Origin of the sequence: Pseudomonas sp. TH21 (genome assembly GCF_016651025.1) — a bacterium.
In the GTDB taxonomy this organism is placed as follows: Bacteria; Pseudomonadota; Gammaproteobacteria; order Pseudomonadales; family Pseudomonadaceae; genus Aquipseudomonas; species Aquipseudomonas aylmerensis.
In genome coordinates, this window is record NZ_JAEKEQ010000001.1 from 5,608,072 (window position 1) to 5,624,997 (window position 16,926).

General features: G+C 60.0%; 7 protein-coding genes, 2 tRNA genes and 2 rRNA genes. 1 reads left to right on the forward strand and 10 read right to left on the reverse strand.

Annotation, left to right across the window (positions count from 1 at the left end; genetic code table 11):
* Positions 1-59 precede the first annotated feature (59 nt).
* Positions 60-1,007, forward strand: coding sequence for a LysR family transcriptional regulator (locus JFU04_RS24870; protein WP_065908407.1), 948 nt, complete (start codon positions 60-62; stop codon positions 1,005-1,007).
* 339 nt (positions 1,008-1,346) lie between these two features.
* On the opposite strand, the gene JFU04_RS24875 is transcribed toward JFU04_RS24870, so the two are convergent.
* The 10 genes from JFU04_RS24875 to JFU04_RS24920 form a co-directional block, all read right to left on the reverse strand.
* Complete coding sequence (locus JFU04_RS24875) at positions 1,347-1,838, reverse strand: OmpA family protein (RefSeq protein WP_201145875.1); 492 nt, start codon at positions 1,836-1,838, stop codon at positions 1,347-1,349.
* Between the two features lie 4 nt (positions 1,839-1,842).
* Entirely contained in the window at positions 1,843-3,105 is a 1,263-nt protein-coding gene (locus tag JFU04_RS24880) for a diguanylate cyclase domain-containing protein (protein WP_065908403.1), read from the reverse strand.
* Positions 3,102-3,668: a YfiR family protein gene (locus JFU04_RS24885; RefSeq protein ID WP_065908401.1), complete on the reverse strand. Its 567-nt coding sequence runs from the start codon at positions 3,666-3,668 to the stop codon at positions 3,102-3,104. The genes JFU04_RS24880 and JFU04_RS24885 overlap by 4 nt, the downstream gene beginning before the upstream one ends.
* Positions 3,669-3,810: 142 nt before the next feature.
* Positions 3,811-5,880, reverse strand: coding sequence for an exodeoxyribonuclease V subunit alpha (recD, locus tag JFU04_RS24890; protein ID WP_106802624.1), 2,070 nt, complete (start codon positions 5,878-5,880; stop codon positions 3,811-3,813).
* On the reverse strand, positions 5,877-9,551 hold the full coding sequence (gene recB, locus JFU04_RS24895) for an exodeoxyribonuclease V subunit beta (RefSeq protein WP_201145876.1): 3,675 nt from the start codon (positions 9,549-9,551) through the stop codon (positions 5,877-5,879). The genes recD and recB overlap by 4 nt, the downstream gene beginning before the upstream one ends.
* A complete protein-coding gene (gene recC / locus JFU04_RS24900; protein ID WP_201145877.1) occupies positions 9,548-13,000 on the reverse strand; it encodes an exodeoxyribonuclease V subunit gamma in 3,453 nt (1,150 codons plus the stop codon). Before recC ends, recB begins: the two co-directional genes overlap by 4 nt.
* A gap of 256 nt (positions 13,001-13,256) precedes the next feature.
* Positions 13,257-13,372, reverse strand: a 5S ribosomal RNA gene (gene rrf / locus JFU04_RS24905).
* A 170-nt stretch (positions 13,373-13,542) separates the two neighbouring features.
* Positions 13,543-16,449, reverse strand: a 23S ribosomal RNA gene (locus JFU04_RS24910).
* Positions 16,450-16,686: 237 nt separating this feature from the next.
* A tRNA-Ala gene (locus tag JFU04_RS24915) sits at positions 16,687-16,762 on the reverse strand.
* 10 nt (positions 16,763-16,772) lie between these two features.
* A tRNA-Ile gene (locus tag JFU04_RS24920) sits at positions 16,773-16,849 on the reverse strand.
* Between the last annotated feature and the right edge of the window lie 77 nt (positions 16,850-16,926).

Sequence of the window (16,926 nt, forward strand, 5' to 3'; positions counted from 1 at the left end):
GTTTTTGGAGTATAGATGTGCAAATCTCTAATAAGAACGCACATAAAAGCCGGTCCAATATGCAAAAAAACATCACATCATTGGGCTCCCTGAACTGGGACGACCTGAAGTTTTTCCTCGAAGTGGCCCGCACCCGCAAGGCCAGCGTCGCGGCCAAGCGCCTGGCGGTGGACTACACCACGGTGTCGCGGCGCATCAGCTCACTGGAAGTGTCGCTGGGTACATTGCTCTTCGAAAAATCTCGGACCAACGGCTTCGTCCTCACCACCGAGGGCCAACGTTTGCTGGGGTACGCCGAGTCCATCGAGAGCACCCTGCACATGGCTTGCGAGCAGGTGTCCGGCTCCGGCGTGGCACTGTCCGGGCATGTGCGCATGGGCTGTACCGAAGGCTTCGGCAGTTTTTTTGTCACCCCGCAGCTCAGCCATTTCGTCGACACTTACCCGGCGATCTCGGTGGACATCCTGCCCCTGCCCCACTTCATCAGCCTGTCCAAGCGCGAAGCCGACATTGTCATCGCCCTGGAACGCCCGGAACACGGGCCCTACGTGTGCTGCAAACTGTGTGACTACAAACTGCAGCTGTATGCGACCCAGGAATACCTCGACCAGCACCCCCCGATCCGCAAACCCACGGATTTGGCCGAGCACCCGTTTATCAGCTATGTGGATGACCTGGCGTTCAGCTCCGAGCTGCTCTACCTGGCGAACGTGGTGCCCGGCGCCAGCGCCAGCCTGCGCAGTACCAGCGTGATTGCCCAGTACGTGGCAGCGCAGCAAGGCCGGTCGATGGCGATATTGCCGTGCTTCCTGGCGGCGCAGGACCCTCGGTTGCTGCCGGTGCTGGGGGAGCAGATCACACTGACTCGGCAGTTCTGGATGTATTGCCGGGAAGACTTGCGCAAGTTGAAACGCATCACCTTGCTGTGGGATTACATCCGCGAGGTGACGGAACAGAACCAGGGCTTATTGATGGGGGAGACGCGGGAGATCAAGTTTGCAGATTAAGGGGGGCGCGCGGTGTTGCCGTGAGCGCACTGCAAAATAAATGGGGGGGCTGGCTTGCCTGCGATAGCGGTGTATCAGCCAGCTTAGCCTTGACTGATACACCGCCTTCGCAGGCAAGCCAGCTCCCACATTTGAACTGCGGCGGATGCAAGATTTTGGTTAAACACAAATAGTGTGGAATCTGCGGCGGGTGCAAGATTTTGGTCAGACGCAAATATATGTGGGAGCTGGCTTGCCTGCGAAGGCGGTGGGTCAGCCAGCTTAACCTTGACTGATACACCGCCATCGCAGGCAAGCCCGGCTCCCACATTTTGAATGCATGGCAGGTGGAAAACCCGCTTAGTCCGCACTCACCACAATCGACACCCGCCGATTCTCCGTACGTCCCGCCGCCGTCGCGTTCGACGCCACCGGCTCGCTGCTGCCCAACCCGCGCAGCTGGATGTTTTCTTCCTTCATGCCCACACCGATCAGCACCGTGGCCACGCTCTTGGCGCGGCGCAAGGACAGTTGCTGGTTGTAGGTTTCCTTGCCCGAAGCGTCGGTATGGCCGTCGACGCGCACGCGCTCGATGCCCACGCCGAGCAGGGCCTTGCCGATACGCTGGACGATCTCGGTACTGGGCTTGTTGAGGGTTTCGACGTCGCTGCCAAACAACACTTTGCCGGACAGGCCGAACGCCCAACCCTCGTCGGTCAGCTCAAAGCCTTGTTGCTTGAGCACGGCGACCTGGGCCGGGGTCAAGCCTTTGGGTGGGGCGGTCTGGCAACCGCTGAGAGCCAGCAGTGACACCAGCACGGTGAGGAAGATAAAACGCGCGGTCGAAAACAAGGGATCAACTCCTGTGTTGAACATTGACGGCAGGGCTCTCCGACTCCGCCGTTTGCTGGCCGCCTTGGGCCTGCCGTTTGGCCTGGTACATCGCTGCATCGGCGGCATTGAGCAAGGTGCCGGGCGTGGCGCCATGATCGGGGTAGATGGCGATGCCGATACTGAGGGAGGTCAACACCTGGGTATTCCCGGGCACGGCAATCGGCACGTCCATGCTGGCGATAATCTTGTCGGCGATGCGCTGGGCGTCTTCCACTTTATGCAACGGCGCCAGCAGGATGGCGAACTCATCGCCGCCCAGGCGCGCGACCAGGTCATCTTCGCGCAGTTGTGCCCGCACCCGTTCAGCGACGGCCACGAGGACGGCATCGCCTGCGGCATGGCCAAAGCTGTCATTGATTTCCTTGAAGCGGTCGCTGTCGAGGTAAAGCACCGCGACCTGCTCCTTGACCTTGGCCGCGCTGCGCAAGGCACGAATCAGCCGACCTTCGAAAAACGCCCGGTTGGGCAAGCCAGTGAGACTGTCGTGGTTGGCCTGGTGCGCAAGGGTTTCGTTCTCGCTTTGCAGGTGGCTTTGCCAGGCTTCCATTTCACCGAGCAACGCATTGAAGTCGCTGCCCAGGCTGTCGAGTTCGGCGATCCGCGCGGGCGGCACGCGGCGGTCGAAGTCGCGCTCGCTGCGGGCGGCATGGGCCACGGCTGCGAGGCGTTGCAGCGGCTCGGTAATGCCGCGCAACAGACGCCGCGCCAAGTGCAAGGCCACCCACGCACTGAGGGCGGTACAGATCAGGATCCCCGCCAGCCCACTCAGCAGGAAGCGCAACAGGCTGCCGCCATGGCCAGTGACATGAATGCTGCCGATGGTGCGCCCCTGGTGCAGGATCGGCTGGCTGATGGGCTGTTCGAGCAGGGTGTGCGCCAGCTCCAGTTCAAGCCGTGAGAGCATGCCGGTTTCCGGACGTGTCCACTGCGCCAACAGCTTGCCGTTGACATCAAGCACTTCGGCCTGGGCCACCTCTTCGGTGGAGGCGATCAGGCTGAGGGCCTCGGTGGCCGCCGCGCTGTCGTTGAACACCACCGCCGCTTCTACGGTGTAGTTGATCGAGCGTGCGATCAAATGCAGGTTGTGCTCGGCGTACACGCGCAGCGCCAGCACGCCGAGCAGGGTCAGCGACACACTGGCCAGGCTCACCGCCACCAGCGCGAGGATCAGGTGCCCCCGGCCGATGACCGAGCGCAGCGTCGGTCGCACCTTATCGACCTTCATGGCGCAAGCGCTCGACGGCGGGACAATTGCAGCACGCTGGGGTGAATGCGCACGCCGCTGCGCGCCACGGAGTCGAGATTGACCTCGAACGACACCTGATCATCGCCGACCCGCAGGCAGAACAAGCTGCCGACCGTGCACTGGTCGCCGCCTTCGCTGATGCTCAGCACCGGGTGCCCGATCAACGAAGCGAACAGACGGCTGCGCTCATCGCCGCTGAGCTTGCCGATGTAAACGGCGTCACAACTATTGACGATATCAGGATGGTCGGCGAGCAGGCGCTGCACCACCACCGGGCGGCCGGTGGCTTGGGTGGTGCCCTTGACCAGGTCGTCGGTGTATTGGGTCGGCCCGACGATGCACAGGCGCAATTGCGCAGGCTCCACCGGCCAACGCGCGTAACTGAGGATACCCAGCACCACTTGGGTCACCGCCTGGGCGCGGGAGTCGGCGGGGCTGGACGCCTGGGCAAAGGCGCCGGGCGCGAGCAGGCACAGAACCGCCACCAGCAACAGGCGTCCCCAGCTCATACGGCGCTCTGTGGGCGAGACAGCCACGTTCATGCAGCGATTTCTCTCAGGTGTGTACAAAGTGATGCCGCAACGATAGCACAGCAACGGAAAACCCCGCGAAGCGAGGCTTTCGCGGGGGCCGCTATTTTTTCAGAAAAATCAGGCGACTGAATCAGAAATATCGCATGACCTGTCAGTCAGTTTTTTCCGTCTCCTGACCCAGTTCCAGCATCAACCCGCTCAAGCGCTTGACCTTGCGTCGTACCGCTTCTTCAAACACGCCGCCACGGGGTTCGATCAGGCTGAACCAGCGCTTGGCGCGGGTGATCCCGGTATAGATCAGCTCTTTAGTGAGCACCGGGTTCAATGCGTCCGGCAGGATCAGCGCCGTGTGGGTGAATTCCGAGCCTTGGGACTTGTGCACGGTCATGGCGTACACGGTTTCGACATCATTCAGGCGGCTGGGCAGTACAAAACGCACACCGCCCTGACCATCATTGCGCGGGAAGGCCACGCGCAATACCTGCGGCCCCCCGTCGCTTTCGGGCAGTTTGAGAGCGATGCCGATATCGCCGTTCATCAAGCCCAGGCCGTAATCGTTGCGGGTCATCAGCACCGGGCGGCCTTCGTACCATTGCTCGTCACCTTCGATCAGCCGCACCTTGCGCAAGGCCGCGGTGATGCGCAGGTTGAGGCCTTCCACCCCCCACGGTCCCTTGCGCACGGCACAAAGCAACTGGAAGGCGTCGAAGGCTTGCAACAGTTGTTGCGCCCAGTGGGTCCAGGCGGCGTCCTCGCGTGGAGTATCCAGCGACGGGCGCGCGCTGTGCAGCAGGTTGAGGTAATAGCGATAACCTTCGGCGCCATCGCCCTGCCCGTCCAGTACCAGCCGCTCCAGGGCGTGGTCGTGTTCGCCCTTGAGGCTGACGCAGAACAGGTCGCGATGGCTGCGCGCGGCCAGCAACTTGCGCGCTTCTTCGGCATTCTGCTGGTTGACCCAGCGCGCCAATTGGCCGATGCCACTGCCCTCGCCGAAACGCCGCGAGTAACGCAACATCACCACTTGCTGGGCCAGCGGGTGGCTGCCATCGAGGTCTTCCTGCAGGCCGCTGGCGTCAAGGTCTTCGCCGCTGACCGCCTGCAGCCACTGACGCGTCTCGGGGCTGTACCAACCGGCCTCGGCGTCGCGGCACAAATCGCCGAGTACGGCGCCCGCCTCCACCGACGCCAGCTGGTCCTTGTCCCCCAGCAGCACCAGCCGCGCATGGGGCGGCAAGGCGTCGAGCAGGTTGGCCATCATCTCCAGGTCGATCATCGACGCCTCGTCCACCACCAGCACATCCAACGGCAGTGGATTACCTAGGTGATGGCGGAAATGCCGAGTACCCGGGCGGCTACCCAGCAGGCGGTGAACCGTGGTCACCTGGGTCGGGATTTTTTCCCGCACGCTTTCGGGCACTTTCAGCGACAGTACTTGCTGGCTGATGGACTCGGTAAGCCGCGCGGCGGCTTTACCGGTGGGTGCGGCCAGGCGGATGCGCAACGGTGTGCCGACTTCCACCGCAGGCGCCTGCAACAACGCGAGCAGGCGCACCACGGTGGTGGTCTTGCCGGTACCGGGACCACCGGTGACGATGCTGAATGCCCCGCGAGTCGCCAGGGCGCAGGCGAGTTTTTGCCAGTCGATCACACCCTCGGGTGCGGGTTGGTCGAACAAGCCATTCAAACGCTGGGGCAAATCGGCAGCGACGCTTTCCTGGGTGGCGAGGCGCTGGCGCAGTGCCGTGTCGATACGTCGTTCATAGGTCCAGTAGCGGCGCAAATACAGGCGCTTGCCGGACAGTACTAACGGGCGGCTTTGGGCTGATTCACTGCCATCGACGGCCAACGCGACCAGGCCGCTGGCAGCCAGGGCATGGCACCAATGGGCGCCGTCCAGACCGTCGAGCAACTGCGACGGCAGCAGCATGGCAGTGGTCTGCAGATCGCCCTCGGGCGGCAAGGACAAGGCGAAGTCCGGCGCTTTCAGGGTCTCGAACAGGTCCAGGCAGACATGGCCGTGGCCCAATTGGTGGCTGGTCAGCGCGGCCGCCAGCAGCACCAGGGGGTCGGCCTGCGGGTCGAGTTCATGCAGGAAGCCGACGAAGGCTTTGTCGAGGGCGCGCAACCAGCCACGCGCCACCCAACGTTCCAAGAGTTGCAGCAGGTCGGCGGCGCGGCTGAGGGGCGCCAGTTCCTCCAACGGCAATGGCGACAGGCTCATAACAACACTCCTTGTTCCCAGGCGGGCTCAACCTTGGGCGGGATGGGCTTGCCCTGGAACAACAGATCCAGGCCTTCGATCAATTCACGCGGTGGCCGAGTGAAATACGCGCCCTGGCTGGCGGCCTGCGTACCGCGCAGGAACAGGTAGAGGGCGCCGCCGACATGGCGGTCGTAGTCGTAGTCCGGCAGGCGCGCCTTGAGCTGGCGATGCAGGGCCAGCAGGTAAAGGACATATTGCAGGTCGTATCGATGCTCGAGGATCGACTGTTCCATGGCGGCTTGGGTGTAGGCCGAATCGTCAGGACCGAGCCAGTTGGATTTGTAGTCAGCCACGTAATAGCGGCCATCGTGTTCGAAAGTCAGGTCGATAAACCCCTTGAACATACCGTTGAGCAACACCGGTTCGGCGGCAACGCGAGACACGCCGTTGTGGGTGTACTGGCACACCAGCTTGTCGAGGGCGAGTACGTCTACCTTGTGGCTGGCGAACCAGAACTCCATTTCGATCTGGTAGTGCTGCAAGCCACTGAGGCTGACCTGGCCGTTATCCACGGGCAACGGGGTTTGCAGCAAGTGACCGAGCCAGTCGCTGAGGGTGACGATCCAGCCCTCCCAGTTGCGCCGATTGCAACGCGCGCCCACGGCTTTTTCGATCGCCTCGGGCGTTACGTTGAAACCATCTTCGCCGGCCCACTCCAACAGGCCATGGAGGAAGGTGCCTGGGTTCGGGCCACGTGGGAAACGGTGAATATCACCGCCGGATGCCGCCACTTCGCGCGGTGCGTCGGGGTCGAGGCGCTCGTCATCAAACAGCTTCTGGGCTTGTGGGCTTTCCGGCGCTTCGAGGCTGGCGGCGCTCATGCTGTCGCCAATACGCAAGGCGCTGTAGGAAGCGATCCACCAGTTTTCCGCGGCCTTGCGTTTGGGCAGCAACGGCGCAAGCAGCGTGGCTTCGTTACGCGGCGGGTGGAACAGGATGGCTTGAGCTTCGGGCACGTGGCCGTAGTGAATCGCGGGACAGCCTTCCTGCAGGTCCAGCAACCAGCGCGCCAGGCCGGCAGATTCGCCCAGCAACGAACCCGCGCCGAGCAAATAGCCCAGCGCCGACAAGTGCAGCACCGAACTGCTGCTGTTGCCACGTTTGAGGTCGGCGACACCCAGCCAGCAGGCGTGTTTGGCGCGGGTCAAGGCGACGTAGAACAAACGCAGGTCTTCGGCCAGGCGCTCGTCGTCAGCCAGGGCAATCAACTCGGCGGTCGGCCGCAGGCTCACGTGGGATTTACCCTGCTCGTCGTGGTAGTGAAGCGGCAAGCGGCTGCCGTCCACGGGCTTGGCCGAGCAGATGAAGGGCAGGAAAACCAGGTCGTACTCCAGCCCCTTGGACTTGTGGATGGTCACGACCTTGACCAGTTGTTCATCACTTTCCAGGCGCAGGATCTGTTCTTCGCCGGCCTGGCCCGACAAGGCGAGGTGTTCGGCCAGATGGCGAATCAGCGCCTGTTCGCCATCCAGTTCCGCAGCGGCTTGTTGCAACAATTCGCTGAGGTGCAGCAGGTTGGTCAGCACCCGCTCGCCGTCGCTGCGGGCGATCAGGGTTTGCGGCAGTTTGAAATCGTGCAGCAGGCGACGCAGCATCGGCAGCACGCCCTGGGTGCGCCAGATGGCGCGGTAACCACGGAACTGCATGACACGGGATTCCCACGCCAGCTCGTCCTGATTCAGACGCTCCAACTCCGGCAGCGATAGGTTCAAGGTGACACACGCCAAGGCAGCTCGCAGCGGGCGCTCGACGTCCGGCTCGGCACAGGCCTTGAGCCAGGCCAGCAGGTCGTGGGCTTCCTGGGCGGCGAACACTGAGTCCTTGTCCGAGAGGTACACACTGCGCACGCCCCGGGCGGCCAGCTCGGCGCGCACGGCTTGGGCCTCCTTGCCATCGCGCACCAGGATGGCGATGTCTGACGGCAGCACGCCTTTAAAACCCGCCTCCGGATGTAGGAAACCGGCTGTGCCTTGCTGACCGCCATTGAGCAGTTCAACAATCTGCGTGGCACAGGCTGCGGCCAGTTGCTGGCGGTACACCGCGTTGGAAACCGGCTGATCGGTGGGCAGGTGCCAGAGGTTCATCGCTGGCACTGCTTGGCCGTCGACCTGCAATTGCTCCTTGCGGCCTTGGGACAGCACCGAGTGGAACGGTACCGGGTTCTGGCCGTCCGGCTCGCGGAACAGGAACGCGCCACGGCCAGTTTCCGCACGTTGAAACACGTGGTTCACCGCCTCGACCATCGCGTGGCTGGAGCGGAAGTTGGTGCCCAGGGTGTGATGGCGGCCGGTGGTGGATTGGCGCGCACGCAGGTAGGTGTAGATGTCGGCACCACGAAAGGCATAGATCGCCTGCTTGGGGTCGCCGATCAGGAACAAGCCACTGTCGAGGTGGTTTTCTTCGATGCGGTAGATACTGTCGAAGATGCTGTATTGCACCGGATCGGTGTCCTGGAATTCGTCGATCAGCGCCACCGGGAACTGCTCGCGGATCACGCTGGCCAGGCGCTCGCCACCGTCGGCCTGCAGGGCGGCGTTGAGACGGATCAGCATGTCGTCGAAGCCCATTTCGGCGCGACGGCGTTTTTCTTCTTCGAAGCGTTTACCCACCCAACCGGCAGCATGCTGCAACACCGCCGCGTCAGGCGTTGGCAGTGCGTCGAGCGCAGCTTTGAGGCCAGCCATGGCGTCGATACCGGGGTGCTGCGGCGGGTCGCCCTTCCAGGCTTCGGCCATGCCTTCGGGCGTCAGGCGGGTGAAGCCAGTGCCGATGTCCAATTGCTCAAGGGTTTCGTCAGCGGCCCAGGCGCTGATCTTTTCGAACCAGGGTTCGAAGTAACGTGCCTGCATCTTGCGGCCGTCGACGGCTTTGGCGGCCACGGCCTGCAGGCAGATGTCACGCAGCTCGGCGGCCCATTGCTGCCAAGGCGCCTTGAGGTGTATCAGCGCTGCTCGACGCTCTTGCAGGCAGGCGTTGATCAGCTCGGCAGGTTCACGGGCTTCATCCGTGGGTCGTTCACTGCCGAACAAGGCGCGTACCCGTGGCATCAAGGCAGCAGGGCCGCCCCAGTTGTTGCGCACCCAATTGAGCGCGTCGTCATGCATCGGGTAACAGAACAACCGCCAGTAATCGCGCAAGACTTCGCCAAGCAGATCACTGTGGTCAGTTTCCAGGGTTTGAGTGAACAGGCTGCCGCTGTCGAACGCGTGCTCGCGCAGCATGCGCTGGCACCAACTGTGGATGGTCGAAACAGCAGCTTCATCCATCCACTGGGCGGCGATGTCCAGGCGATTGGCGCAGGCGGGCCACTGCTCAGGCGGGTATTGATCTCGCAACTCGGCAATCAGGGCATCAGGTTGCGGTATTTCATCGCGAAAGAAACGTGCCGCCTCTGCCAGGCGGATGCGAATGCGTTCGCGCAACTCCTTGGTGGCAGCGTCGGTGAAGGTCACTACCAGAATTTGTGGGGGCAGCAGTTCGCGGCCAAAACCGGATTCATCACCACCGTGGCCGAGGACCAGGCGCAAGTACAGCGCGGAAATAGTGAAAGTCTTGCCGGTGCCGGCGCTGGCTTCGATCAGTTGGCTGCCTTGCAGCGGGAAGGCCAGGGCCAAGGGTTTGCTGCTCATGCGCCGGCCTCCTCGCGGGTGAGAGATCGCCATGCGGCGTTGATCAGTGGGCGGTACAAGGTTTCGCACCAGCCTTCGAACTCTTCACTGGCGACCAACGCGGCGTAGTCGGGGAATTGTCGTGTGAGTGCCGGGGTTTCACGGCGTTCGCCATCAGTGGTCATGCCATCACCTTCATAGGCCTTGCTGGCAGCGGCCTGGGCCTTGGCCGGATCGGTCTGGCCAAGCCAGGCGAACGCGGTTTTAACCGCCACGGGCAAAGGCTTGCTCATGCCGTGGTGCCAGGCCAAGAGCAGGTTGGCGAGGATCTCCCGGGCAGTGGTCGGATCCAATGGGGCCAGCAACAAGGTGTCGTCGCTGGCCACCAACCCTGTACTCAACGGCAGGCCGCAGGCGCAGGCAACCACGTGATTGACCCAGGGCCGAATCAGGCGGTGCCATTTGCGCGTCTTGATCGAGCCGATGCTGTTGGGGATGGTGGTCACGCTTAGCAGGCCGCCATCACTGCGTCGATGCAGGCCGCTGATCCAGCCTTCCAGCTGGATACCTTGATGCTCAAAACTGATCGGTTCGGCGGTAGTGTGGGGCTGCGGCCAAAGCGCCAGAAGCTGCTGATAGCGCTGCAGCAGGTCGGGCAATGGCTCAATCAGCTCGTTGCGCAGGCACTCGCCGAAACCGACCATTGGCAGCAGGCCACTGCCTTGCAAGCGCAGGGCTTGGGCATTCAGGGCCTGGTCGAGGTGATCGGGATGGCTCAGCGCCGCACTCAAGAGACTGTCGCTCAGGCTGTAGCGTTGTAACGCGTCGAGGACGAAGGGCTCTTCATCGGCCAACGGCACCTCAGCGGCTTCAAAGAACACCTTCAGACGTTGGCTGAAGAAATGTTTGACCGGGTTGCGCAGGAAGTCCTGCAGCTGGCCGAGACTCAAGGGTTCTTCTTGCTGGTGCGGCGCCAGTTCGTCCTCTACGGCAATGGCCTCGACTGCGGCGTGCAGCAACTGCCATTCACGGGCATAGCTGAACAATGGATCGCCTTCATGGAAGTAGCGGGCGCTGAAGGGTTGGAGCGGATGCTCCTGGGTCATCGCTTCGAGCAACGGCTCTTGTGTATGTGCGTTATGCCAGCCGCTGGCGAGATGATCGCGCAATTGGCCGATCAGCACCGAGGCCGGGCGATCACTGTTGTCACGGATGCTGCGGCCGACCCAACTGATGTAGAGCTGGTCCCGGGCAGACAGCAGCGCCTCCAGCAGCAGGTAACGGTCATCTTCACGGCGTGAACGGTCGCCGGGGCGGTAGTCGCTGCCCATCAGGTCGAAATCCAGCGGCGGTTGCGCACGCGGGTAATCGCCGTCGTTCATGCCAAGCAGGCAGACCAACTTGAACGGGATCGCGCGCATGGGCATCAGGGTGCAAAAATTGACAGCTCCGGCGAGGAAGCGTTGGGACAAACGGCCTTCATCCAGACCGGCCAACCAGGCCTCACGTACTACGGTCAGGGGTAACTCGTCATACAGGCCGACCGACTCGCAGGTTTCCAGCCAGGTTTCTCGCAGTTGTTCGAGTTGGCCCAGCAGGAAGTCATCGTGTTCGCTGCTGGGCAGGAAGAACAACTGAATCAAGCGTTGCAGGCGTTCGCCCCATTCGTGCGGGGCGGCCGGTTGCGACAGTGCTTGATGCGCGTCATTAAGCGCATCGAGCAGAGCGACCAAGGGACCGATCAGCGCGGCGTCGAGGCCACCAATCTCATCGTATGGCTCAATACCGTCGCAGGCGAGACCCGTGCCGACGGCATAGCCCAGCAACATGCGGCGCAGGCCGAATCGCCAACTGTTTTGCTCCAGCTCATTGGGCAGGCCGAGGCCGGCACGTTGCTCGGCATTGAGACCCCAGCGGATCCCGGCACCCTCGATCCAGCGATGCAATGTGGGCAGGTCGCGCTCCTTGATGGCGAAGCGTTCGCGCAGCGCGGGAACGTCCAGCAGGTCAAGGATTTCGCTGACGGGAAAGCGGCTGTCGGGTAGCTTCAGCAGGTGCTCGACGGCGATCAGCAGCGGATCGCGGCCACGTTGGCCCTGGTCAGTGAGGGTAAAGGGAATGAAGCGTGGATCAGTTCGCTCCAACTGGCCGAATACGGCACGGATGTGCGGCGCGTAGCTGTCGACGTCGGGAACCATGACGATGATGTCACGCGGGCGCAGCGCAGGGTCCGCGCTGAAGCGTTGGAGCAGTTGGTCGTGGAGGATTTCGACCTCACGCTGGGCACTGTGGGCGACATGAAAGCGTATTGAAGTATCACGCTGCAGGTCGACAGCGGGCCATAGCTCACGGGTTTCGTTGAGCGGGCGCAGTTCGAGGATGTCGTCCTGGAGCTGGTTGAGCAAGGTACTGGGTTCGCTCTCGCTGAACAGGTCGATGCGGCCGTCACGGAAGGCCGCGCGGTAGCTATTGGGGTCGTCGTAACTGTCCAGCAGGCTGATGTAGTCACGCCCTTGTTTGCCCCAGGCTGCCAGCAGCGGATGGGCGTGCTGGTGAAGGGTCTGCGGATCGATGGTGACGGGCATGCCGGCTTTACGCGCCTGGCGCTTGTATTCGTTACGTAGCAGGTCTTTGTCGGCAACGATGTCGGACCAATGGTGGCGACATGGATTGTGCACGCACAACAACACTTGGCTGAACCGCGCCAGGCCGGCGAGGGCTTCAAGAGCCTGGGCGGGCAACGAGGAAATACCGAAGACAATCACTCGGGAGGGCAAGCCTGGTGGGGCTTTCTCAAGGGTATTGATGCGTTCGATAAAGCGCTGGTGTACACCGGCACGGCTTTGGGCCATGCCCTCCTCGCCTACATCCAGCAACAGCGCGCGCCATAACTCAGCTTGCCAGCAGTTGGCTGGGTCCAGGGGCTTGGTTTCACCGCGGCCGTTACGCAACTGATGGCGGCCGGCAGCCCAATCTTCCAGCCAGTCGGCACGATAGACCTGGTATTGGTCGAAGAGATCGGCCAGGCGCTCAGCGAGTTGGTAGCGTTTGCGCAGATCGGCGTCGTGAGTGAGGAAACGCTGCAGAGGTTCGAAGTACGGTTGATCGATCAACTCCGGGAGCAGGCGCATCAGGCGCCATGTCAGCGGGGCTTTATCGAGCAGGGATTTTTGCGGGATTTCGTCACGGCCCAGGACCATGCGGTAGAGCTGCCACATGAAACTGCCGGGGAGTTGCACATCAATGGCAGCCGCGATTCCACAGCCGCCCATATCGTCCTCTTCCGGGTCTTCGGCCAGGGCCAATTTGAGCCACTGGGCAATGCCGTTGCTTTGGACCAGGGCGATTTCGTTTTCCAGGGGCGCAAGCGGATATCGACGCATCCAGCTGACAACCAGGCTGCGCAGTTCATCCAGGCGGTTGCCGTGAACCACCATGAATCCAGCGCTGAGGGACGTCGCATCCGGCATAACGGCTTCCTTGGGAAAAGCAAAATCGAGGGAGCGACTTTAGCATTGAAGGCGGTATTGGCGGTCTTGGGATGCAGGATATGGGGAGATTTTGGCTGTCGCGACAGTATCAGGCTCGGGACGCTACGGTTAACGCGCATCGCGTGTATCAAATAGAACAGCGGAGGATTAGCACTACGCGACGGCATCTGCGCATTTTCGACCGCCCAAAACAAAACCCCTGTCTGCGTTAGCAAACAGGGGTTCTGGAATTTAATCTTGACGATGACCTACTCTCACATGGGGAAACCCCACACTACCATCGGCGATGCATCGTTTCACTGCTGAGTTCGGGATGGGATCAGGTGGTTCCAATGCTCTATGGTCGTCAAGAAATTCGGGTACTGAGTCGCGACCATGTGGTCTCGCTTCAGCAAATTGGGTATGTGATAGCTTTCGGTGTTTTGTGAACGTCGAACTTTCGGTTCATTTCGTCTTCACACACCGCAATCTGGTGCTCTTTTGCCTTTCAGCTCGAAGCAAGCAAATTGCTTGGGTGTTGTAAGGTTAAGCCTCACGGGTCATTAGTACCGGTTAGCTCAACGCATCGCTGCGCTTACACACCCGGCCTATCAACGTCGTAGTCTTCAACGTCCCTTCAGGGGCCTTAAAGGCCCAGGGAAGATTCATCTCGAGGCAAGTTTCGCGCTTAGATGCTTTCAGCGCTTATCTTTTCCGCACTTAGCTACCGGGCAATGCCATTGGCATGACAACCCGAACACCAGTGGTGCGTTCACTCCGGTCCTCTCGTACTAGGAGCAACCCCTCTCAATCTTCCAGCGCCCACGGCAGATAGGGACCGAACTGTCTCACGACGTTCTAAACCCAGCTCGCGTACCACTTTAAACGGCGAACAGCCGTACCCTTGGGACCTACTTCAGCCCCAGGATGTGATGAGCCGACATCGAGGTGCCAAACACCGCCGTCGATATGAACTCTTGGGCGGTATCAGCCTGTTATCCCCGGAGTACCTTTTATCCGTTGAGCGATGGCCCTTCCATTCAGAACCACCGGATCACTATGACCTGCTTTCGCACCTGCTCGAGCCGTCACTCTCGCAGTCAAGCTAGCTTATGCCATTGCACTAACCTCACGATGTCCGACCGTGATTAGCTAACCTTCGTGCTCCTCCGTTACTCTTTAGGAGGAGACCGCCCCAGTCAAACTACCCACCAGACACTGTCCCCACGCCGGGTAACGGCGCCAGGTTAGAACATCAAACGTTAAAGGGTGGTATTTCAAGGTTGGCTCCACGCAGACTGGCGTCCACGCTTCAAAGCCTCCCACCTATCCTACACATCAAGGTTCAATATTCAGTGTCAAGCTATAGTAAAGGTTCACGGGGTCTTTCCGTCTTGCCGCGGGTACACTGCATCTTCACAGCGAGTTCAATTTCACTGAGTCTCGGGTGGAGACAGCCTGGCCATCATTACGCCATTCGTGCAGGTCGGAACTTACCCGACAAGGAATTTCGCTACCTTAGGACCGTTATAGTTACGGCCGCCGTTTACCGGGGCTTCGATCAAGAGCTTCTCCTTGCGGATAACCCCATCAATTAACCTTCCGGCACCGGGCAGGCGTCACACCGTATACGTCCACTTTCGTGTTTGCACAGTGCTGTGTTTTTAATAAACAGTTGCAGCCAGCTGGTATCTTCGACTGGCTTCAGCTCCGGGAGCAAGTCCCTTCACCTACGCGCCAGCGTGCCTTCTCCCGAAGTTACGGCACCATTTTGCCTAGTTCCTTCACCCGAGTTCTCTCAAGCGCCTTGGTATTCTCTACCTGACCACCTGTGTCGGTTTGGGGTACGATTCCGTGTTACCTGATGCTTAGAGGCTTTTCCTGGAAGCAGGGCATTTGTTACTTCAGCACCGTAGTGCCTCGTCATCACACCTCAGCGTTAAAAGAGTCCGGATTTACCTAAACTCTCCGCCTACATGCTTAAACCGGGACAACCGTCGCCCGGCTAACATAGCCTTCTCCGTCCCCCCTTCGCAGTAACACCGAGTACAGGAATATTAACCTGTTTCCCATCGACTACGCCTTTCGGCCTCGCCTTAGGGGTCGACTCACCCTGCCCCGATTAACGTTGGACAGGAACCCTTGGTCTTCCGGCGAGCGGGCTTTTCACCCGCTTTATCGTTACTTATGTCAGCATTCGCACTTCTGATACCTCCAGCAGACCTCACAGTCCACCTTCGACGGCTTACAGAACGCTCCCCTACCCAACAACGCATAAGCGTCGCTGCCGCAGCTTCGGTGCATGGTTTAGCCCCGTTACATCTTCCGCGCAGGCCGACTCGACCAGTGAGCTATTACGCTTTCTTTAAATGATGGCTGCTTCTAAGCCAACATCCTGGCTGTCTGTGCCTTCCCACATCGTTTCCCACTTAACCATGACTTTGGGACCTTAGCTGGCGGTCTGGGTTGTTTCCCTCTTCACGACGGACGTTAGCACCCGCCGTGTGTCTCCCGTGATAACATTCTTCGGTATTCGCAGTTTGCATCGGGTTGGTAAGCCGGGATGGCCCCCTAGCCGAAACAGTGCTCTACCCCCGAAGATGAGTTCACGAGGCGCTACCTAAATAGCTTTCGGGGAGAACCAGCTATCTCCCGGTTTGATTGGCCTTTCACCCCCAGCCACAAGTCATCCGCTAATTTTTCAACATTAGTCGGTTCGGTCCTCCAGTTAGTGTTACCCAACCTTCAACCTGCCCATGGCTAGATCACCGGGTTTCGGGTCTATACCCTGCAACTTAACGCCCAGTTAAGACTCGGTTTCCCTTCGGCTCCCCTATACGGTTAACCTTGCTACAGAATATAAGTCGCTGACCCATTATACAAAAGGTACGCAGTCACACCACGAAGGTGCTCCCACTGCTTGTACGTACACGGTTTCAGGTTCTGTTTCACTCCCCTCGCCGGGGTTCTTTTCGCCTTTCCCTCACGGTACTGGTTCACTATCGGTCAGTCAGGAGTATTTAGCCTTGGAGGATGGTCCCCCCATATTCAGACAGGATGTCACGTGTCCCGCCCTACTCATCGAACTCACAGCAAGTGCATTTTTGTGTACGGGAGTATCACCCTGTACCCTGCGACTTTCCAGACGCTTCCACTAATGCACAAACTGATTCAGGTTCTGGGCTGTTCCCCGTTCGCTCGCCGCTACTGGGGGAATCTCGGTTGATTTCTTTTCCTCTGGGTACTTAGATGTTTCAGTTCCCCAGGTTCGCCTTGCAACACTATGTATTCAGTACAAGATAACCATCTTATGATGGCTGGGTTCCCCCATTCAGACATCTCCGGATCAAAGTCTGTTTGCCGACTCCCCGAAGCTTTTCGCAGGCTACCACGTCTTTCATCGCCTCTGACTGCCAAGGCATCCACCGTATGCGCTTCTTCACTTGACCATATAACCCCAAGCAATCTGGTTATACTGTGAAGACGACATTCGCCGAAAATTCGAATTTCTCAATTAAGAGAACTCACAAATTTTACCTTAGCCTGATCCGTTACCAGTGAAAGTAACGTTCAGTCTATCTTTCTATCACATACCCAAATTTTTAAAGAACGATCTAATCAAAGACTAGAAATCAATATTCATTAGTGAATATTCATTTCTAAACTCTAACAGCAGAAGCAGTTAATGGTGGAGCCAAACGGGATCGAACCGTTGACCTCCTGCGTGCAAGGCAGGCGCTCTCCCAGCTGAGCTATGGCCCCATAACAAAATTGGTGGGTCTGGGCAGATTCGAACTGCCGACCTCACCCTTATCAGGGGTGCGCTCTAACCAACTGAGCTACAGACCCAATTTCGAGCGCGTAACTGATTAGCTAAGAGCTATCAGCTTGGAGCTTAAAGCTGCTTCTATCGTCTTTTTCAATGA

What these genes read in the sequence shown, in the direction of transcription:
- JFU04_RS24870 (WP_065908407.1), top strand. Translation starts at nt 60, where the DNA reads ATGCAAAAAAACATCACATCATTGGGCTCCCTGAACTGGGACGACCTG.
- JFU04_RS24880 (WP_065908403.1), bottom strand. Translation starts at nt 3,105, where the DNA reads ATGAAGGTCGATAAGGTGCGACCGACGCTGCGCTCGGTCATCGGCCGG.
- JFU04_RS24885 (WP_065908401.1), bottom strand. Translation starts at nt 3,668, where the DNA reads ATGAACGTGGCTGTCTCGCCCACAGAGCGCCGTATGAGCTGGGGACGC.
- recD (WP_106802624.1), bottom strand. Translation starts at nt 5,880, where the DNA reads ATGAGCCTGTCGCCATTGCCGTTGGAGGAACTGGCGCCCCTCAGCCGC.
- recB (WP_201145876.1), bottom strand. Translation starts at nt 9,551, where the DNA reads ATGAGCAGCAAACCCTTGGCCCTGGCCTTCCCGCTGCAAGGCAGCCAA.
- recC (WP_201145877.1), bottom strand. Translation starts at nt 13,000, where the DNA reads ATGCCGGATGCGACGTCCCTCAGCGCTGGATTCATGGTGGTTCACGGC.